Genomic DNA, 20,865 nt, shown 5'->3' on the forward strand with positions numbered 1-20,865 from the left:
AGAGCAAGCTTCCCGTCGTCCGTCGTCCCGTCCCTCCATTCCCGCAATGAAATGCTGCGCGAGCGCATCAAGCGTGGTATCCTGCAAGGCTGTACGAAATACAGCTGACAACGGGATAACGCACATGCTTCAAGAACATATCCGCAACATCGCCATCATCGCGCACGTCGATCACGGCAAGACCACACTCGTCGATCGCCTTCTGCAAACTGCCGGTGTCTTCCGCGAGAACCAGCAAGTCGAGGAGCGCGTCTTAGACTCCAACGATCAGGAGCGCGAGCGCGGCATCACGATTCTCTCCAAGAACGTCTCCATCCGCTACAAGGACGTGAAGATCAATGTCATCGACACGCCGGGCCATGCCGACTTCGGTGGCGAGGTCGAGCGCGTGCTCAAGATGGCCGACGGCGTCTTGTTGCTGGTCGATGCCTTCGAGGGCCCCATGCCGCAGACGCGTTTCGTTCTCAAGCATGCCCTCAGCCTCAATCTGGTGCCCATCGTCGTCATCAACAAGATTGACCGCCCGGGTGCGCGTCCCGACGAAGTCCTCGATGAGGTCTTCGAGCTCATGCTCGAGCTGGGCGCAAGCGATGAGCAACTCGACTTCACGACTGTCTACGCGAGCGCGATGAACGGCTACGCACGCCTCGATCCGGATGACGGCAACATGGATATGCTGCCGCTGCTCGATACCATCCTCGAGCATATTCCCGCGCCCGATGTCGACCCGGACGGCCCCGTCGCCATGCAGATTTGCACGGTCGACCATTCCGAGTACGTGGGTCGTATCGGCACGGGTCGCCTGTTCTCCGGCTCCATCGAAGCTGGTCAGCAGGTGCTTGTCATCAAGAACAACGGCACTACTCGCTACGAGACCACCATCAAGCACCTCTACACCTTTGAGGCCCTGGGCCGCGAGGAAGCGCAGAGCGCCGAAGCCGGTGACATCATCGCCATCGTTGGCGTCGAGGACGCGGACGTGGGCGACGTCGTGACCGACATCGAGAACCCCGTCGAGATGGAACCCATCGAGGTCGAGGAGCCAACGCTTTCGGTCATCTTCGAGGCATCCTCGAGCCCGCTTGTGGGCAAGGAAGGCGATATCGTTGGCGGCCGTCAGCTCAAGGAGCGCCTCATGCGCGAGGGCGAGGCCAATATCTCGATGCGCATCGAGGAGCTCGAGGACAAAAGCGGTATCGAGGTTGCCGGTCGCGGCATTCTGCATCTCTCCGTGCTCATGGAGACCATGCGCCGCGAGGGCTATGAGTTCCAGGTCGGGCGCCCCCGCGTGCTTTATAAGACCATTGACGGCGTCAAGATGGAGCCCATCGAGGACGCGTCGGTCGAGACGCCCGAGGAGTACTCGGGCAAGATCATCGAGCTCTTTGGCACGGCCGGTGGCGAGATGACCAACATGACCACGCATCAAGACCAGACGGTCCTCTCCTTCAAGATCCCGACGCGCGGCATCATGGGCCTGCGCACCAAGATACTCAACGCGAGTCACGGCGAGGCCATCTTTAGCCACCGTTTCTCGGAGTATGGCCCCATGCGTGGCGAGCTCGGCATGCGCAAGAACGGCGCCATGGTTGCCATGCATTCCGACAAGGCCGTCGCCTACGCGCTCGACACGCTGCAGCAGCGTGGCACGCTCTACGTCGAGCCCGGTGACGAATGCTACGAGGGCATGATCGTGGGCGAGAACGCCAAGGAAGGCGACATGGACGTGAACGTGTCGAAGACCAAGCAGCTCGGCAATCAGCGTGCGTCGAGCGCCGACAAGGCCATCATGCTCACGCCTCCGGTCAAGTTCACGCTCGAGGAGGCGCTCGAGTACATTGCCGATGACGAGCTCGTCGAGATCACTCCCAAATCGATTCGCTTGCGCAAGCGCACGCTCGATAAGATTGGAAGAAAGAAGGAACGCGCCCGTGCATTGGGCAAATAGCTAAGGAGCCACCATGACCCAGGAACTGCTTCGTCTTCATGACGCAAAAGTAAAGATGGACGGCCGTGTAATCCTCGACGTCGATGACTTCGTCATCAACCAAGGCGAGCACATCGTCGTGCTCGGACCCAACGGCTCAGGCAAGTCGACGCTGGTCAAACTGCTCACCAAGGAAATCGAGCCGGTTTGGCGCGAGACGCCGCCGGTGCTCTTCATGGGCCAGCCCGATCCCTCCGAGGAGACCCTCATCGAGACCGTGGGCCTCGTATCCACCGATGTGCAGGAGCGCATGATGGTGCACCGCACGGTGTTCGACATCGTGCTCGGCGGCTTTTTCGGAAGCGTCGGCGTGCCCTTCCACATCGGTGCCTCCGACGAGCAGGTCGAGCAGGCGCGCAAGGCCATCCGCGAGATCGGCATCCCGTCGCTGTCCGAGCGCGACATGCTCACGCTTTCCACGGGCCAGGCGCGCCGCGCGCTCATCGCCCGTGCCCTCATCAACGGGCCCGCGCTGCTCATCTTCGACGAGCCGACGCTCGGCCTCGATCCCGAGGGTGCCTGGAACATGCGCCAGTCGCTGTCCGCACTGGCCAAGGCCGGTCACACGGTTCTTGTCATCACGCATAACGTCGGCGACATCATGCCGGAGTTCGAGCGTGTGGTCATGCTACAGGATGCGCACATTGTCGCCGATGGTCCCAAGGAAGAGGTCCTCACGACGCAGAAGCTGCGCCACCTCTTTGGCGTACCCATCACGCTCGTCGAGATGGATGGGCGCTATCACCTGCAGTAGTCTTTTGGAGTTGCAGACGGTTACGATAAAATAGACCAATTAAACGCAGATGCAGTAACTGGAGGAGAGCCATATGGCTGATCTCATGGAATATGTAAACGTACTGGCCGACCAGATCGGCCCGCGACCAGTCAGCACGGAGGAAGAGCACCAGGCGTCGCTCTACATCGCCCAGGAGCTATCCGATGATGGCCTCGACGTGAGCGTCGATGAGTTCGCGACACCGTCAGGCGTGCGCTGGCCCTACGTTCTCGCGTATGTTGCGTCTGCCCTTGGTACGGTCATTTCCGGCATTGGCATTTTCGTGCCCGGCATCTCGCTCAGCATGTTCATCATCGGTCTCATCCTCGTGGCTGCTGGCCTCTTCATCTACTTCACCGAGAACAACAACAATCCCATTCTCTCCAAGATGCGCGCAAGCGGCGTCTCTCAGAACGTCGTGGCAAAGTACGTGCCCGCGAGCATGGTCCACGATTCGCGCCGTCGCAAGAAGATCATCATCGCCGCGCATGTCGATACCGTGCGTGCTCAGCCCGAGGCATCGCCCCAGCTCATCGGCCATGCACCGCTGTTGCACAAGATCATCTTCTATTGCATGGTCGGGCTTGTCGCCGTGCTCTTCATCAGGTTGCTGCCGCTTTCCTGGCCCGAGGTCATCGACACGGTTCTCTGGGTCATCTCGCTCATCGCGAGCGTTTACGTGCTGGCTGCGGCTGCCTGCATCGTTGCAAGCCGCTTCACGCCCTACATTTCGGGCGGCAATGACAACGCATCGTCCATCGCGGTGCTCCTGTCCGTTGCCCGTCTGCTCGTTAATCCCGATGAGCGCGAGCGCTACATGAGGGATCACTCCTTCAGGTTCGGGCTTGTCGAGGAGGAGGAAGACGACGGCGCAATGGGCCCGGTCGACTCCTTCGCACCTTCCACCGGCGGCGATGAGCCTGTCATGCACAGTGCCGAGGAGGCATACGCCGAGGGCCTCATCCCCGAGGGCGTCGAGGTCACCTATGACGACGACGGCGTGCGTGCCGATGCGACGGTCGCCTTCCCCGCGCTCACGCCCGAAGAGCAGCTCGATGTCCTGGCTGATACGGCTGCCGAGGAGCTGCATCTCGATACCGTTTCGACTGACGCCTTCTCGCTCGATGATGTCGAGTTCGAGCAGGAGGATGCCGAGGTCGTGCCGGCAAAGCCGGGTGCGATTTCCGATATGCAGGTCCCCGATATCGACTTCACGCTCGACGAGGAAATCGACCAGGCAAACAAGAAGCCGGTCGAGCGGCTTGACGATGCCGTGATTTTTGCCGAGTACATGGGCAACGACGACGAGCATCATGACGAGGCCGAGCTTGAGCTCGAGGCTGAGATTGCGGCCGAGGCTACACAGGCTGGCGAGGAACCCATTGAGGTCGAGGCGCAAACCGAAGAAACACCGCAGGCCGTCGAGGTCGCCGCAGAAGAGGTAGTCGAGGAGGAGCCTCCCGCTCCGGCCCCCGTCTACGCGCCCATCGAGACGCCGATACGCTCGCACGACGAGGGCCCGCAGGTCGCGCGCCCCGTGCCCTCGTGGTATGCCGCCGCCAAGGAGAAGGCCGCCAAGGATCTCGAGAAGAAGGCCGTCGCCGCGCCTCAAGACGAAGATGCTCCCGTGCTTTCGTATCGCTCGCGTTTTGCTGACGCTCCTGCCGCCACGGGCGGAGCGCGCGTGCAGCAAGCCGAGGCTGAGCCCGAGACCGAAGAGATTTTCGATGCCGAGCATCCGGTGACCGAAGAGGTCGTCGATGCCGTGATGGCCGAGGTCGTCGAGACGGCCCAGGCCGAGGAAGCCGCCGCCGAGCAGCACGAGGAGCAGGCGGCAGAGATCGTCGAGGCCGTTGCAACCGCCATCAATCTCGACATCCCGGATGACCAGCTCGACGAGTTGAGTCCGGATGCGAGTGGCTTGTTCACACGTGTCGAGGTCAAGACCGAGGCAAGCGCCGAGGAGAAGGCCGATGCCCCGCGCAAGCAGCAGCTGACTTCGCGCATTCCCAACATCGGCTCGTCGGATGACAAGGAGCGCGAGGAGCGCAAGATGGCGCACGAGAGCCTTGCCGCTCGCGCATCGCGCCCCGAGCTGCAGAGCATCCCCGTCGTCGACTCCGGAGAGGAGCAGGCCGACTTCGAGGAAATGGCCGTCGAAGAGGAAGTTGTCGAGGTCGCTCCGGCAATCGAGTCCGTGATTCCCGCCACGGCCAAGGCGCAGCGCAAGAAGCCGACGGCGCGTCACGTCACGCAGCAGTTTGTGCCGACGCGCGCCACGCACAATCGCGACATCCACCTGGGGGAGAACCGCCAGGAGGCGCCGGTCAGCTCCACCTTCGAGGATACCCCGCAGGCTACGCCCGACTACGATCCCTTCGCGCCCAAGGACGAAGCCGCCTCGAGCGAGCGTAGCTCGCGCCCCGCGCCACGCCAGCGCACGAGCGGCTACTCCGCAGCCTACAGGCAGACGAGCGAGACGGTCGTTCCTGCTGCCAATACGTCCTCGTTCCCGTCACTCACCGGCTCGTTCCCCGCCCTTTCGGGCGCGATGCCCGTGATTGATGCCGGCGATTTTGCCGACACGGCCGACAACAGCGTGATTGCCGATGACGCTGCCCTCGACAGCTTCATGGCTGCCGGACAGACGACCGAGATCAACATCCCCGAGTCTCGTTTCCGCAATGCGGTCGACAAGGTGGGCGGCCTGTTCAACCGCAAGAACAAGAACGGTGCCGAAGACTATGATACAGGTGGCGCGGACCCCTGGAGCGACGAGGACGATTACGGATGGAAGGGCGGCGGCTACTTCGAGGAAGAGGCCGAAAGCGCCTATGACGCCGTGCGTCAGCGCGCGGCCCAGATTCGCGAGTCCGTCGTGTCCATGACCGAAAACGACCTGCTCGACAAGGAGGTCTGGTTCGTCGCGCTCGGTGCCTCCGGCGCTGGTGCCCAGGGCATGAAGAACTTCCTTGACTTGCATTCTTCCGAGTTGCGCGGCTCGCTCATCATCAACCTCGAGGCCGTGGGTGCTGGCACCATTTCCTACATCGACGTCGAGGGCACGGGCAAGCCCCGTCGCGCCGACCGTCGCCTCATGAGCCTCGTCAAGAAGGCCTCCAAGGAGGTGCGCGGCACCGAGATGAAGGCAAAGAGTCTCGAGTGGCGCAATACCGATGCAACACCGGCCATGATTGCCGGCATGCGCGCCCTCACCGTCATGGGCTTTGCCGATAACGGTGTCGCTCCCGTGGATTGGCATACGGCCGAGGACACCGCCAATATTGTCGAAGAGGACAAGCTCGAGTACATGACTCGTCTGCTTCTCAAGGTTATCGAGAACTCCTAGAAGGTACGGTCAAAAGGAAAGGGGCTTTCATGCCGGATCCCAAAATCAAGCGCGCTATTATCTCACTCACCGATAAATCGGGCATCGAGGATTTCGCGCGTGCCCTTGTCGATGAGTTTGGCGTCGAGATCGTGAGCACGGGTGGCACTGCCAAGGTGCTCGAGCAGGCGGGCATTCCCGTCGTTGCCATCGACGAGCTCACGGGTTTTCCCGAGATGATGGACGGCCGCGTGAAGACCCTGCATCCCAAGGTGCATGGCGGTTTGCTCGCGCGCCGCGACCTTGCAAGCCACATGAAGGACGCAGAGGATAACGGCATCGGCATGATCGACATGGTGGTCGTGAACCTCTATGCCTTCGAGGCGACCATCGCCAAGCCCGACGTCGACTATCAGGACGCCGTCGAGCACATCGACATCGGCGGCCCCTCCATGCTGCGCAGTGCGGCCAAGAACCATGCGTCTGTCACTGTCGTCACCAATCCGGCGATGTACGATGCCATTCTGTTCGAGATGAGGAACAACGATGGCGCGACTACGCTCAAGACCCGCAAGGATCTTGCCCTCGAGGTCTTCCGCCTCACGAGTGCCTATGACAACGCCATCTACTCCTGGCTGCACAACGAGCTGGTCGAGGAGGGTCCGTTCTGGGAGGACGAGCGCGTCGTCCTTCACAAGGAGGCCGATCTTCGCTACGGCGAAAATCCCCACCAGCACGCTGCGTTCTACAAGCGCAAGCGCGTGGGCGTTCCTGGTCCTGCCCCTGAGGCCGACGAGCACACCCTCGCTGCGGCCGAGCAGCTGCAGGGCAAGGAGCTCAGCTACAACAATTACCTCGACACCGATGCCGCGTGGGCTTCCGTGCGCGAGTTCGACATGGGCGTGCCCACCTGCGTCATCATCAAGCATCTCACGCCGTGCGGCATCGCCAGCGGAAAAACCATGCTGGAAGCCTACAAGGATGCATGGGCGTGCGACACCGTGAGCGCCTTCGGTGGCGTCATGGCCTTCAACCAGACGGTTACCGAGGACGTTGCCCGTGAAATCGTCGAGGTCAACAAGCAGTTCATCGAGGTTGTCATCGCTCCCGATTACGACGAGGGGGCATTGAAGATCTTCTCCCAGAAGGAAAACGCCCGCATTCTGCGTACCGGCGGCATCAATCCCCCGGGCGGGGATCCGGACATTCGTGCGGTCGAGGGTGGCGTCGTCATGCAGACCGTCGACACGGTTAGCGAGGACTACACGGAGTTTTCGTGTCCCACCACGACAAAGCCGACTGACGAGCAGATGGACGCCATGCTCTTTGCCTGGAAGTGCTGCAAGTGCGTGAAGTCCAACGCGGTCATCCTGACCAAGGGTACTCGCACCGTGGGCATTGGCGGCGGCCAACCCAACCGCGTGAATTCCGCGCGCATCGCCGTCGAGCAGGCGGGCGATGAGGCCAAGGGCGCCGTTGCCGCGAGTGACGCGTTCCTGCCCTTCCCCGACACGCTTGAGGTCCTGCGCGATGCTGGCGTCACGGCGCTCATCCAGCCGGGCGGCTCGATTCGCGACGACCTCTCCATCGAGTGTGCCGACGAGGCCGGTATGCCGATGGTCTTCACGGGGCACCGTCACTTCAGGCATTAGACAGTTCTATTGCATTGACCAGGATATGAGACAGCGTGCCAGGCACGCTGTCTCACTGCAAGAAAATTGCGATTTTGTGAGACCAGCAGGCCCGCTGTGCAAGAAAATTGCGATTTTGTGAAGCGGTAGACGCAATCACCTTCACATAATCGCAAAAAACGTGCATGTGAATTCGCTTGCTCTCACACAATCGAAAAAAATATGCACAGGGATGTAAAAATGAGACAGCGTCCCTGTCCATTTGTCTCATTTGGGGAGCGTACATGGCCGAAGAGGCGATTCCATATAACAAAGTCGGGAATTCGAAGCCCGAGACCGTTGCAGACGTGGCAGAAAGCGAAGGCATCAGCGAGGAGGAATGGCGCGCGCAAAACCTGCCGTCCTCCAAGCTTGAGTTTCGTTGGCGCTATACCAACAAGACCATTCATCTCTATGAGCGTCGCCTGCGCTCGCTTGCCGCATTCAATGTGGGCCCTGCGGTTCAGGCATGGGTACGCTCGCGCCTGGAGTGGGTGCGCGATAACAAGCTCTATGAAATGCCCGATGGTGTCATCGTCCTTACCGTCGATCCCGAGGGTATGGTTGACGTGCGGCTCGAGGAACTGAGCCCAACTCCGCAATTCACCCGTGCGATGCTCGATGCAAGCGACGTGCCCGGTACGCTATGGGTTGCTAAGGGTGACGAGCTCTACACGGAAGCGTCATCCAACCATGCCGCTGACACCTTTGTCCGCGATCTCGCAAAGACGCTTGGTTACACCCTTACCCAGGACGAGCTTGAGTTCGGCGAAAGCGCGGAAGTCTTTGCCGTAAGCGACGAGTTCGGCATCGTCCCCGTGGAGGGCACGACCGGCCCTGTCGTCACCAAGCTCTCCGAATGCTTCGATAGGCTCTGGAGCCTGAATAAATAGAGGCATTGAGATACAATCATAGGCTCGTGATTGTCCGTGTCTCAAAGTAGTTAGTAGGCAAAAGGAGCGCCCGTGGCTATAGAACCGAAGCAGGTCGTCGAAGCACTTTCGATGGTGACGCAGCAGCATCTCGATATCCGCACCATTACGCTGGGGCTCTCCTTGCGCGGATGCGTACACGAGGACATCGACGTCATGGCGCAGCGCGTCTACGACCGTCTCACGACGGCAGCCAAGGACCTCGTGCCCTGCGCCGAGCAGCTCGAACGCGAGTTCGGCATCCCCATCATCCACAAGCGCATCGCGGTTACGCCCATCGCCGAGATTTGTGGAGCGACGACAGCCGAAGACCTCACGCCCATCGCCGCCGCGCTCGATCGTGCCGGCAAGGAAGTCGGCGTCAACTTTATCGGCGGCTTCTCCGCGCTCGTGCAAAAGGGCATGAGCGATAGCGACCGCCGTCTCATCAATAGCATTCCGCATGCCCTGTCGAGCACCGATATCGTCTGCTCGAGCGTCAACATCGGCTCGACCCGCGCTGGCATCAACATGGACGCGGTGCTGCGCATGGCTCAGGTCATCCGCGAGTGCGCCGAGGTCACGGCCGACCGCGACTCCATCGCCTGCGCCAAGCTCGTCGTGTTCTGCAACATGGTCGAGGACAATCCCTTCATGGCCGGCGCCATGCACGGTAGCGGCGAGGCCGGCGAGGTCATCAACGTCGGAGTCAGTGGGCCGGGCGTCGTCAACGCCGTGCTCGAGGACCTGCCCAAGGACGCTTCGATGACCGAGGTTGCCGAGGCCATCAAGGCGACGACCTTCAAGATCACTCGTGCCGGTGAGCTCATCGCGCGCGAGGCGGCCAAGCGTCTGGGTTACGAGAAGGGCATCCTTGACTTGTCGCTTGCCCCCACGCCTGCCCGCGGCGATTCGGTGGCGCAGATTCTCGAGACCATCGGTGTGGGCCAGGTAGGCGGCCCGGGAACGACGGCGGCGCTTGCGCTGCTCAACGACGCGGTCAAGAAGGGCGGCGTCATGGCGAGTTCGAGCGTCGGTGGTCTATCAGGCGCCTTCATCCCCGTCAGCGAGGATGCGGGCATGATCAAGGCAGCCGAGGACGGCGTCCTTTCCATCGAGAAGCTCGAGGCCATGACCTGCGTATGCTCCGTAGGGCTCGACATGATCGCGATTCCCGGTGACACGACCGTCGAGGCCATTGCCGGCATCATCGCCGACGAAGCCGCCATTGGCATGATCAACACCAAGACTACCGCCGTGCGCGTAATTCCGGCCATCGGCAGGGCCGCTGGTGAGACCCTGCACTTCGGCGGTCTCCTCGGTGAGGCGCCTGTCATGCCGGTCAACACGCATGCGGGCACGGTGTTTGCGCATCGTGGCGGACGTATCCCCGCCCCCATCAACTCGCTCAAGAACTAGTCGTCCATACGCCTGAGGAGACGCATATGAGTACCCAGGACAGCAAACAGGACACGCTCAGGATTGGTGTTGACGTAGGCTCGACGACGGTCAAGCTGCTCGTGCTCGACCCGAACGACGAAATCGTCTTCAGCGTGTATCGCCGCCACCATTCCGATGTTCGCGCGACCATCGTCGAGATCATCGACGAGGCGCTCGAAGCCGTGGGGGATGGCAACGCGACTATCACCATCACGGGCTCGGGCGGCCTGCTGCTGGCCAATTGGCTCGGCGTGCCCTTCGTGCAGGAGGTCATCGCCAACAAGACGGCCATCGAGCGCATCATTCCCGCTACCGACGTTGCCATCGAGCTCGGCGGCGAGGACGCGAAGATCATCTACTTCGATGGCGGCATCGAGCAGCGCATGAACGGCACCTGCGCCGGTGGCACGGGCGCCTTCATCGACCAGATGGCGGCCCTGCTCAACACCGATGCCTCCGGCTTGGACGAGATGGCCAAGGAGCACAACATCATCTACCCCATCGCGTCGCGTTGCGGCGTGTTTGCCAAGACCGACGTACAGCCCCTGCTCAACGAGGGCGCCAAGCGCGAGGACATTGCCGCGTCGATCTTCCAGGCCGTCGTCATGCAGACCATCTCGGGTTTGGCCTGCGGCCGCCCCATTCGGGGCAACGTTGCCTTTCTAGGTGGCCCGCTGCATTATCTGCCGCAGCTGCGCCAGCGCTTCATCGAGACGCTCGAGCTCACCGACGCGACGACCATCATCCCGGAGGAATCGCACCTCTTCGTCGCGCGCGGTGCGGCGTTTGCCTCCGAGGCCAATGATGACATCGTGAGTCTCGCCGAGCTCAAGGAGCGCATGAGGAACCTGGGTAGCATCCAAGGTAGCGAGGTCCAGCGCCTCGAGCCGCTCTTCGCAAACGAGAGGGATTACGAGGCGTTCAAGAAGCGCCATGCCAAGGCAACCGTTCCCAAGGCGAGCCTTGCCGATTATCGCGGCGTGGCGTATCTCGGCATAGATGCCGGCTCCACGACACTCAAGTCGGTGCTCGTGGGCGAGAAGGGCGAGATCCTCTATAGCTACTACGTCAACAACAAGGGTGATGTGCTCGGCGCGGCTCGCGCCATGCTCGGTGATCTCTTCGATCAGATTCCACGCGATGCGGAGGGCAATCCGCTCGTGACCATCGGGCATGCCACCACGACGGGCTACGGCGAGGCACTGCTGCTCGAGGCCATCCAGGCCGACTCCGGTGAGATCGAGACGGTCGCGCACTTGCGTGGCGCGCGCGAGCTCTGTCCCGACGTCGACTTCATCCTCGATATCGGCGGCCAGGACATGAAGTGCATGCACGTCAAGGAAGGCGTCATCGAGCACATCATGCTCAACGAGGCCTGTTCGGCAGGCTGCGGCTCCTTCATCGAGGCCTTCGCGACCTCGCTCAACATGCCCATCGAGGAGTTCGCCGCCGAGGCGCTCAAGGCCGAGGCCCCCGTCGATCTGGGCAGTCGCTGCACGGTGTTCATGAACTCCCGCGTCAAGCAGGCGCAGAAGGAGGGCGCGACGCCGGCCGACATCTCGGCGGGCCTGTCGTACTCCGTCATCAAGAACGCGTTGTTCAAGGTCATCAAGCTGCGCGATGCTTCCGAGCTGGGCGAGCATGCGGTGGTCCAAGGCGGCACCTTCCTCAACGATGCCGTGCTCCGTGCTTTCGAGAACCTGAGCGAGCACGATGCGATTCGCCCCGACATCGCCGGCAACATGGGCGCTTGGGGTGCCGCGCTATTAGCACGCGATCGTGCGACGGGCGCGAGGTCGACGCTGCTGCGCCCCGAGCAAATCGACGAGCTCAAGATCAAGCACACGGCGGTGCGCTGCGGACGCTGCGAGAACAACTGCCTGCTCACCATCAACGACTTCGGCATCGACGAGGAGACGGGCAAGCATCGTCGCTTCATCACGGGCAACCGCTGCGAGCGCGGCGCCGGCATCAAGAAGCCGGCCAAGGAAGTGCCCAATCTCTTCGCGTACAAGGACAAGCTGCTCTTCGACCGCGAACCGCTTGTCGAGGAAGCCGCCAAGTACGGCACGGTGGGCATTCCGCGTGCACTCAACATGTACGAGAACTACCCGTTCTGGCACAGCTTCTTCACGCATCTGGGCTATCGCGTGGTACTCTCGGACCCCTCCACGAAGAAGACCTACGAGGCCGGCATCGAGTCCATGCCTTCCGAGAACGCCTGCTATCCGGCCAAGCTGTCGCACGGTCACATCATGGACTTGCTCGACAAGGACGTGGACTTCATCTGGATGCCCTGCATTCGCTGGGAGCGCCAGGAGGACGAGGGTGCGAACAACCACTACAACTGCCCCATCGTCATGAGCTATTCCGAGGCGCTCAAGCTCAACATCGACGAGCTCGAAGACAGCCGCACGCAATTCCTCAACCCGTTCATTCCCTACGACGACAAGAAGGCTCTCAAGAAGCGCCTCTTCGAGCATCTCGTGAAGAAGCGCAAGGAAGACCTCAAGGCCCAAGGTGTCGATGTGCTGGCCATGCAATGGCCCACGCGTGTCGAGATTTCCGATGCCATCGACCTTGCGTGGCAGGCGGACCTCGACTTCAAGTCGACCATGCGCGCCAAGGGCGAGGAGACCCTACGCTGGATCGAGGAGAACAACGGCCACGGCATCGTGCTGGCGGGTCGTCCCTATCATATCGACCCCGAGATCAACCACTCGCTGCCCGAGCTCATCTGCGGCTATGGCATGGCCGTGCTCACCGAGGATTCCGTGGCGCATCTGGGAGAGCTGCAGCGCAATTTGCGCGTGTACGACCAATGGATGTACCACACGCGCCTCTACAACGCAGCCAAGGTCGTCACCCAGCGAAGTGATCTCGATCTCGTGCAGATGAATTCCTTTGGCTGCGGTCTCGACGCACTCACCACCGACGAAGTGCAGGAGATCATCGAGGGGAGCGGCAAGGTCTACACCGTCATCAAGATTGACGAGGTCTCGAACCTGGGTGCGGCACGCATCCGCATTCGCTCGCTCATGGCCGCACTGCGCCAGCAGGAGGAACTGCGCGAGATGCCCGTGCAACCCGGCAAGAGCACGGCGGCTGTCGACATCGCGGCAAGTTCCGTCGAGACGCTGCGCACGGACAGGGGCGACGCGACTTCCGTCGACGTCGAGCCCGAGCTGCCAAGCGAATGTAGCATCGATTTCGACTTCACGCCCAACCGTGACGCGGCATCGACCGAGTTCCCACGTGCCGAGTATACGAAGGAGATGCAGGATGCGGGCTACAAGATTCTCGCTCCGCAAATGTCGCCCATCCACTTCGAGCTGCTCGTGCCCATCTTCCATCACTACGGCTATAACATGGAGCTGCTGCCGAGCGTGGATCCGTCGGCCGTGGATGCGGGCCTCAAGTACGTGAACAACGATATCTGCTATCCATCCATCCTCGTCACCGGCCAGATCATGGAAGCGGCCACCAGCGGCAAGTACGACATGGACAAGACGGCTTTCATCATCACGCAGACCGGTGGCGGTTGCCGCGCGACCAACTACATCTCGCTCATCCGCAAGGGCCTGCACGAGGCGGGGCTTGACCACGTACCGGTCATCTCGCTGTCGTTCAATGACACGGGCGAGCGCAACTCCGGCTTCGAGGTCACTCCCACGATGCTCAAGACGGCTGTGCCGGCGCTTATCCTGGGCGATTTGCTCATGATGTGCCTGTATCGCGTGCGTCCCTACGAGGAGGTTCCGGGCAGTACCGACAAGCTCTTCCGCAAGTGGATGGATTACCTCAAGGAAAACGTGTGCGACTTCAAGTGGAAGGATGTCAAACGCGCCATCAAGGAAATCGTGCACGACTTCGACACGCTGCCCTGCGTCAACTTCGGAAGTAAGCCGCGCGTGGGCGTCGTGGGCGAGATTCTCGTGAAGTTCCATCCCACGGCAAACAACCAGATCGTGCAAATCATCGAGGAGGAGGGCTGCGAGGCAAACGTGCCCGGCCTTGTCGACTTCTTCCTCTTCGGCATGCTCAACCCGGCGTTCAGGCACCAGGAGCTCACGCCCAACCTCAAGAAGTACGTGGGCGCCAAGGGCGTCGTCGCCTTTTTCGAGAAACTGCGCGACCCGGTGCGCAAGGCGCTGGCCGCCTCCGAGCGCTTCGAGCCCATCATGCATATCGAGGACATCGCACAGGGCGCAAGCGACATCATCGACCTGGGCAACACCATGGGCGAAGGATGGCTGCTCACGGGCGAGATGGTCGAGCTCGTGAAGGAGGGCACGCCCAACATCGTGTGCTGCCAGCCCTTTGCCTGCCTGCCCAACCACGTCGTGGGCAAGGCCGTCATCAAGGAGATGCGCCGCCAGTACCCGCAGAGCAACATCGTTGCCGTGGACTATGACCCGGGTGCCAGCGAGGTCAACCAGCTCAACCGCATCAAGCTCATGATCGCCGTTGCGTTCAACAATCAGAAGGAACAGGCCGAGGAGCAAGCCGCACAGGTCATGGAGTGTGTCGAGGAAGACGCTGCGAGGGCCTAGGGTGGGCGCGAGGTCCGCAGACACCCCGCGCTTCGACGTTGCCCAGTTCGTGAGCGACAACTGCGTGGCCATCTGCATGCTGTTGGCCATCGTCGCACTGTCGTTCACCGGCGTCGGAAACGCCATGTTCGTATGCGCACTCGGCGCGATGCTCTGCGTCGCCATTCTCACGAAGCGCAGCATGAAGCTTGACCTGTGGATCTTCATACCGCTCGTCATCTACATCGCCATAGGCGCCGTCGCGACCTTCGCCACCTACGGAACCCTGACCGAAGGCTACGTATGCGTGGAGGTGGTTTTCCTCGCAATCTACCTGGCCATAGCCAGCATGGGTGATGAGGAGGCGCTCCTCATGCGTCGGGGATGCGTTGCCTGGGCCATCGTGGCGGCCGCCGTCGCCATCGTGCTCTTCGCCTGCAACGCGTTCGGCGGTGTGGTGTCCCGGCTGAGCTGGCCGCTTTCCGGTGCGAATGCCGAGGGCATCTTTCTGGTGATTGCCTGGTTCGCCCTGCGTGCCCTCAAGTCCGATGAAACACCCGACCGCGTCTTGCGCCACGGTGAGCCCATCATTCTCGTGGCCCTTGCCCTCACGCTTTCGCTCGGCAGCTTTGGCGCCCTCGTTATCGGTGCCATCGCGATGCTGCTCTACGGCAAGCGCGACCGGACCTGGGGTACGGTGGGTGCCGACGCCGCCGTCATGGTCGTCAAGCTCGCGATTGGGGTGGGGACGGGCCTATGCCTGTACCTTGCGCCATCCTGGGGCGACCTGCCGCTTTTCAACGTCGTCACGCTCGCCTACCTCGCTGTGCTCGTGGTGTTCTGGCCCCGTCTTGATGACTACCTGCGGACGCACATGCGCCTTACGGTGCCCCTTGCCATCCTGGGACCCCTCCTTGCCGTCGTCGCCGCATGCATTCGCGGCAGTGCGCCGGCAACTTTCGTCGAGCGCCTTGAGATGATGGGCAACGGCTTTGGCTACCTGTCCGTCAATCCGCTCTTCGGCGTCGGCCCCTACCAGTGGCGCATGCTGAACATGGCGGATGGCGACACGTACTTCAACACCTGGCACATCCACAACAGCCTGCTGCACATCTCCGTGGAGTTTGGCCTCATAGCGGCGCTTATGTTGCTGGTCATCGTCGTGCGCTTCTTTCTCAAGCGCCGCAATCCCGAGCAACGTGGTGGCTTCATCGCCTTCTTCGTCCACAATATGTTCGACACGAGCTTCTTCTTCCCGGCAATTACCGGTCTTATGATGGTGACGGCGGGCTCCCCGCGAGAGACAGGGGCGTGCCTGTGCGGCGCACCGGTCAAGATTCTTGCCGGGGCCTTTGCCCTGGGGTTTGCCGCTCTTGCCCTCTGCTACGCGCTGGGAATCTAGGGAGGTGGAGCCATGGGAGACGATGTGAGATACGATGCTGCCGCCCCAGGTGCCCCAGGGCATCCATGGCGTGTCGCGCGCTTGCTGCTCGCCGGCTTTGTCGTCCTCGTCATGGCTGTGGCCGTTCTCTGCATTGCCGAATACAGCTCCCTGCCCGACAACGTTGATCGTGTGCTGACGCAGGAGGAACAGGCGCAGGTCATCGCCGATAACAGTCCGCTTACCGATTATGTGATGTTGAGTCCCAACGCGGATTTCCCACGCGATGACGACATCACGAAGATCACGATCCACCACATGGCCGGTGACCTTTCCCTCGAGGAGCTGGGTAGCCGCTTTTCTGACCGTGACCGGCGCGCATCCTCCAACTATGCCATAGACAGCGATGGTAATGTGGCCCTTTACGTCGAGGAGAAGAACCGGGCCTGGACCTCGAGCGACCGGGAGAACGACGAGCGTGCCATCACCATTGAGGTGGCCAACGACGAGGCGGACGGGGATTGGCACGTGAGCGATGCCGCTTACGACGCGCTCGTCGAGCTCTGCGTCGACATCTGCAAGCGCAACGACATCACCGAGTTCACTTACACGGGTGATGAGAGGGGCACGTTGACGACCCATCGCATGTTCAATCCGGATACGATATGTCCCGGTCCGTATCTCAACGGTAAACTCCCCGCCCTTGCCCGTGAGGTCAACGCTCGCTTATAATAGCTACCTTGGAATTACTGTCGCTATTTCCTCCTTGAGCGGGGAAAACGACTGAGAGAAGACCTTCGTGAGACGAGGAGGTTGTGGCGTATGAGTAGTGCAAACGTCGAGGCGCAGGGAGCTTCCAGGCGGAAGTTCGTCCCCATGGCAATAGTGGCGATCATGGCCGTTTTGGTGGGTGTTGCCATAGCATTTGCCGCAATAGCCAACGGCTATGAGGGTGGCAGCTACAATCCCGTCCTAAAGCCGGTGTCCGTCGAGAAACAGCTCGAGCCGGGGACGGAGTCCTCGGGCGACACGCTGTTCGATTTCGAGCTGACCGTCTCGCCCGAGTACGTCAATGACGAGCTTAACCAGATTGACAAGGACACTAAAGGCTCCAAGGTCACGTCAGTCGAGGGTGTTGTCTACGACGTCACCTATGATGACGCCGGAAAGGCCATCCTTACGCCCGCCGCCGTTGATGCCGGTAGCGCTTCGGAAGCTGCTACGATCAATGGCATGACGGCCGTAACAGACGCGATAGACGATTATGGCAATCCCGTTCTGGGCATGGTGACTCTTGGCATCAAGGACCATACAGTTAGATTCTCGCTCAAGGCCGGCCAGCGCATCCTCTTCGAGAACATGCCATTTGCCTATGATGATGCCTACGATAAACATGGCAATAAAAAGGATAGCAACTTCATCGTGAAGGAGCTCATCGGTTACGACAGTGCCGCTGCTAAGGCCGGCTACGACTTTTCGGGAGTCGAGGTGCGCCCCGATGCTGCAAAAGGCACGATCGATGGCACGGGCACCACTGCCAAGACCGCTTATGACAACTACAAGGAATATCTATACACGTATTACGATGATGATGACAATGTGGTGAATGAACCTAATTGCGGTAAAGACGATTACGATTATAAATATACGTTCTTTGACGCGAATGGTAATGAAATTGCTGATCCAAACTGTGGTTCGGATGACTATTACAGCGATATATATTTCAATAACGATACTGATCCGGCGACTGCAAATTGGTATTTCAACATTAATCAAAATGGCTGGGTCTACTACGATTTTGATGGAAATGTCGTTGATGAGCCGAATACTAGTGCCGGAGAGACTGATAAGGGCGGTGGCTATGTTGTAGATGGCAAATTTGTTGCGCTCTGCAGTGAGGTTCGGTTTTATTACGATAAAGATCACAAAGAAGTGACGCCTAATTGGTCATGGTATCAATATGGCGAAGAGTACATCACCCACGCCACCGAGGTCGTCTTCACCAACAAGAAGGTGCTCGACCCGAGACCGCTAAAGGTCACCAAAAACGTCGAGAAGTCTGCAGATGACGCAAAGGATGACCCCAATGCCGTCTTCAATTTCGAGCTCATCGTTTCACCCGAACACGGGAAAGACGTGTCGTATAAGGGTCGCAAGGTTTCCGGCAAGCTTGTCGATGCCGCTGGAAACGCGGTGACATCGGAGTACGTCTTCGAGGAGAATCATGCGATTACCTTCAGCCTGCGCGCAGGCGAGAGCATCGAGTTCGCGGGCATGCCCTTTGCCCTTGACGACAAAGACGGCACGTACATCATCAAGGAGCTTTCCTACAAGGCAAAGGAAGGCACGGAGGAGCAGCCCGCTGCCTCATATAAGTTTGGCACTGTCAGTGCCGACAAGGGCACGTGTGCCGTCACCAAGGACGGGGATGCACATCATGACTCAAGTGCCCTGGGTACGGCCACCGGCATTCTGGGCGCCAATGGCCTGACGACCGTGACCGTCACGAACAGGCAGGTGACTCCGCCTTCGCAGGAGACACCGGTCGATGGCAAGACAAAGGTCACCATCTCCAAGATGCTCGAAGGTGTCGATGATCCCGATGCCACGTTTGATTTCGAGATGATTATTTCGCCTGAGTGGGCAACTCCGGAGCATTACATCGGAACGAATACCGAGCCCGTGTCCATTACCGGCACTGTTTACAACAAGAGTGACGGCAAGGAGATTGGTTCGAAGACATATAACGTGGTTCAGAACAGGGTGACGGGAATCGAACTCAAGGCTGGCCAGTACATCACCTTCGCGGATGTTCCGTACAAGCATGTCGAGGGCGAGCCGGGTGCCGTCATCGTCAACGAGCTTCTCGAGGGCGTTGTCGCAAAGAGCTACAGCCTGCAAGGTTACACGGTCGATACGGGCAAGGACCTTGGCTTTGGGCAGGCAACTCAGGACACGATCGTGAATACTGATAACACGTCCGTTTCCAGCCTGCTTGCGCCCAGCGGTGCAACGGATAAGACCGCCACGGGCGTCTATGGCGAGCTTGTCCTAGACGAGTCTGGCAATGGTGAGTTTGGCGTGACGTTTACCAACGCGCCTGCGGGTAGCAAGCTCACCGTGACCAAGAATCTCGAGGGCTTCGACTTTGGCAAGTACGACGAGGCAAACGTCGCCTTCAACGTGTACAGGTTCGATACCGAGGCGGACTGCGTGGCGTTTGTGAGGAACGGCAATGCGCAGAACGCCACCTGGAAAGGCACGCTTGCGATGCATCTGACCGCCAATGGCGTGCAGAGCACCGAGCTCACCGGTCTGGATGAGGGTTACTACGCCATCGAGGAGCTTTCGGCTACGAACATGAAGGTCGTCGATATCGCGCGCAAGCACGTGCATGTCACCGCTGGCGTTGGCGGAGAGTTCACCGTGAGCTTTAGCAATACGTTCGACGACCAGAACACCTACGAGAACGCCATCGTCAATTCCTACAAGAAGGTAATTGACAAGGATGGAAAGATTACCTGGCAGCGCTACAAAGACGGCGAGCCGGTGACCGACTAACCCACGGGGACGAAAGGAGGTTCCTCATGAAAAGCAGTTACCTTACCAAGCGCATTGCAGTCGCCGGTCTGGCAATCTGCCTGTTTGCCTTGACGACGGTCGGCATCTCCCTTGCGTATTACACGGATACGTCGAACGCTTCGGGATCGGTGCCCTTCGCGACTTCTCCCGGCACGGAGATCGAGGAGGAGTTCGATGGCATGAACAAGGACATCGCCATCAAGAACACGGGGGATGTTCCCGTGGTGGTTCGTTTCAAGGCTGTCTATCCTTCGGAGGAGTTCGCCTCGGTGTCGGTAGGGTCGACTTCGAGCAACTGGGTCGTCCTGAATTCGGACGATGGATGGATTTACTACGCGCAGCCGCTCATGGCGGGTGCCACGACGGAGCGCCTGGACGTCAACGTCAAGCCAAGCGATGACGCGCCCAGCAGCTTTGACATCACCGTATTCCAGCAACACGGTGTCGCCTATTACGAGGACGGCGCGCTTTGCGCGAAGTTTGGCGATAGCGTGATCTCGCTTGCAGAGGGCACCTTCGCCCCCGTCGGCGCCGCGAGCAATCTCTAGGACGGGAGGATAATCATGGAAAACGCTAAGAAGATCTCTTCCCGCACCCTCGCATTCATGGTGATCGGCGCACTGATTCTGTTTGGTCTGGGCGTTGTCGGAGTCGTCCAATCCTCGCGCGCGCAGCTTGCGTATTTTAGCGAGCAATACGTCGCGGGCATCGCGCAGACGCATCTGGGTGTGAACCTGACCGAAAACGGCGCCGTCGTCGAGGGCGAGGACGCCCTGCTTGGCCAGCTGCTCGCCGGTGATGACCAATTGGTTCCGGGTAAGGAATACGCCGAGGCCCTCTCGGTCAAGAACGATACCGATATGGGCGAGTACGTGCGCCTTACGGTGCGCAAGTACTGGGAGACGGCAGACGGCTCCAAGGCGCCTGCAATAGATCCCGCACTCATCGAACTCGTCTCTGCGAGCGAGGATTGGGTCTTGAACGAGGATGAATGCACGGACGAACGCCTCGTTTTCTATTACAAGGATGTGCTTGATCCGAATGCGAGCGCCGCCAGCCCCGCGGTGAGTGCCATCATGATCGATCCCAGCGTAATCGACCTGCTGGGCGACGATGCGAGCGTGCGCGTCGCGCTTTCGGCGCAAGTCGATTCGGTACAGACCAGCTATGCCGTCGATGCCGCCAAGAGCGCCTGGGGTGTTGACGTCAAGGCCCTGGGCCTTGGCTGGAACGAGGGAGCTAGCGAGTGAGTGCCGCGC

At 60.4% G+C, this 20,865-nt stretch carries 12 protein-coding genes; all 12 read left to right on the top strand.

Going from position 1 to position 20,865, the window contains the following annotated elements; genetic code table 11:
• Positions 1 to 124: 124 nt before the first annotated feature.
• The 12 genes from typA (at position 125) to DBY20_06690 (ending at position 20,856) form a co-directional block, all read left to right on the top strand.
• Positions 125 to 1,948 (top strand): translational GTPase TypA, encoded by a 1,824-nt coding sequence (typA, locus tag DBY20_06635; protein ID PWL78527.1) that lies wholly within the window; start codon positions 125 to 127, stop codon positions 1,946 to 1,948.
• 13 nt (positions 1,949 to 1,961) lie between these two features.
• Positions 1,962 to 2,741, top strand: a complete 780-nt coding sequence (locus DBY20_06640; GenBank protein PWL78528.1) for an ABC transporter — start codon at positions 1,962 to 1,964, stop codon at positions 2,739 to 2,741.
• A gap of 73 nt (positions 2,742 to 2,814) precedes the next feature.
• Positions 2,815 to 6,111 (top strand): hypothetical protein, encoded by a 3,297-nt coding sequence (locus DBY20_06645; protein PWL78529.1) that lies wholly within the window; start codon positions 2,815 to 2,817, stop codon positions 6,109 to 6,111.
• 29 nt (positions 6,112 to 6,140) lie between these two features.
• Positions 6,141 to 7,742 (top strand): bifunctional phosphoribosylaminoimidazolecarboxamide formyltransferase/inosine monophosphate cyclohydrolase, encoded by a 1,602-nt coding sequence (purH, locus tag DBY20_06650; protein ID PWL78530.1) that lies wholly within the window; start codon positions 6,141 to 6,143, stop codon positions 7,740 to 7,742.
• Between the two features lie 263 nt (positions 7,743 to 8,005).
• Positions 8,006 to 8,653, top strand: a complete 648-nt coding sequence (locus tag DBY20_06655) for a hypothetical protein (protein ID PWL78531.1) — start codon at positions 8,006 to 8,008, stop codon at positions 8,651 to 8,653.
• 72 nt (positions 8,654 to 8,725) lie between these two features.
• Positions 8,726 to 10,090, top strand: a complete 1,365-nt coding sequence (locus DBY20_06660; GenBank protein ID PWL78532.1) for a hypothetical protein — start codon at positions 8,726 to 8,728, stop codon at positions 10,088 to 10,090.
• Positions 10,091 to 10,116: 26 nt separating this feature from the next.
• Positions 10,117 to 14,664, top strand: a complete 4,548-nt coding sequence (locus DBY20_06665) for a CoA activase (GenBank protein ID PWL78533.1) — start codon at positions 10,117 to 10,119, stop codon at positions 14,662 to 14,664.
• A gap of 1 nt (position 14,665) precedes the next feature.
• Positions 14,666 to 16,045: a hypothetical protein gene (locus DBY20_06670; GenBank protein PWL78534.1), complete on the top strand. Its 1,380-nt coding sequence runs from the start codon at positions 14,666 to 14,668 to the stop codon at positions 16,043 to 16,045.
• 12 nt (positions 16,046 to 16,057) lie between these two features.
• On the top strand, positions 16,058 to 16,756 hold the full coding sequence (locus DBY20_06675) for a hypothetical protein (protein ID PWL78535.1): 699 nt from the start codon (positions 16,058 to 16,060) through the stop codon (positions 16,754 to 16,756).
• Between the two features lie 90 nt (positions 16,757 to 16,846).
• Positions 16,847 to 19,585 (top strand): hypothetical protein, encoded by a 2,739-nt coding sequence (locus tag DBY20_06680; protein PWL78536.1) that lies wholly within the window; start codon positions 16,847 to 16,849, stop codon positions 19,583 to 19,585.
• Between the two features lie 26 nt (positions 19,586 to 19,611).
• Positions 19,612 to 20,154 carry a hypothetical protein gene (locus DBY20_06685; GenBank protein PWL78537.1) on the top strand — a complete coding sequence of 181 codons (543 nt, stop codon included), beginning with the start codon at positions 19,612 to 19,614 and terminating at the stop codon, positions 20,152 to 20,154.
• 15 nt (positions 20,155 to 20,169) lie between these two features.
• Complete coding sequence (locus DBY20_06690; protein ID PWL78538.1) at positions 20,170 to 20,856, top strand: hypothetical protein; 687 nt, start codon at positions 20,170 to 20,172, stop codon at positions 20,854 to 20,856.
• Positions 20,857 to 20,865 lie beyond the last annotated feature (9 nt).

It is taken from the genome of Coriobacteriia bacterium, from assembly GCA_003149935.1.
GTDB lineage: Bacteria > Actinomycetota > Coriobacteriia > Coriobacteriales > QAMH01 > QAMH01.

What these genes read in the sequence shown, in the direction of transcription:
- DBY20_06645 (PWL78529.1), top strand. Translation starts at nt 2,815, where the DNA reads ATGGCTGATCTCATGGAATATGTAAACGTACTGGCCGACCAGATCGGC.
- DBY20_06640 (PWL78528.1), top strand. Translation starts at nt 1,962, where the DNA reads ATGACCCAGGAACTGCTTCGTCTTCATGACGCAAAAGTAAAGATGGAC.
- DBY20_06675 (PWL78535.1), top strand. Translation starts at nt 16,058, where the DNA reads ATGGGAGACGATGTGAGATACGATGCTGCCGCCCCAGGTGCCCCAGGG.
- DBY20_06680 (PWL78536.1), top strand. Translation starts at nt 16,847, where the DNA reads ATGAGTAGTGCAAACGTCGAGGCGCAGGGAGCTTCCAGGCGGAAGTTC.
- DBY20_06665 (PWL78533.1), top strand. Translation starts at nt 10,117, where the DNA reads ATGAGTACCCAGGACAGCAAACAGGACACGCTCAGGATTGGTGTTGAC.
- DBY20_06690 (PWL78538.1), top strand. Translation starts at nt 20,170, where the DNA reads ATGGAAAACGCTAAGAAGATCTCTTCCCGCACCCTCGCATTCATGGTG.
- DBY20_06655 (PWL78531.1), top strand. Translation starts at nt 8,006, where the DNA reads ATGGCCGAAGAGGCGATTCCATATAACAAAGTCGGGAATTCGAAGCCC.
- DBY20_06685 (PWL78537.1), top strand. Translation starts at nt 19,612, where the DNA reads ATGAAAAGCAGTTACCTTACCAAGCGCATTGCAGTCGCCGGTCTGGCA.
- purH (PWL78530.1), top strand. Translation starts at nt 6,141, where the DNA reads ATGCCGGATCCCAAAATCAAGCGCGCTATTATCTCACTCACCGATAAA.
- typA (PWL78527.1), top strand. Translation starts at nt 125, where the DNA reads ATGCTTCAAGAACATATCCGCAACATCGCCATCATCGCGCACGTCGAT.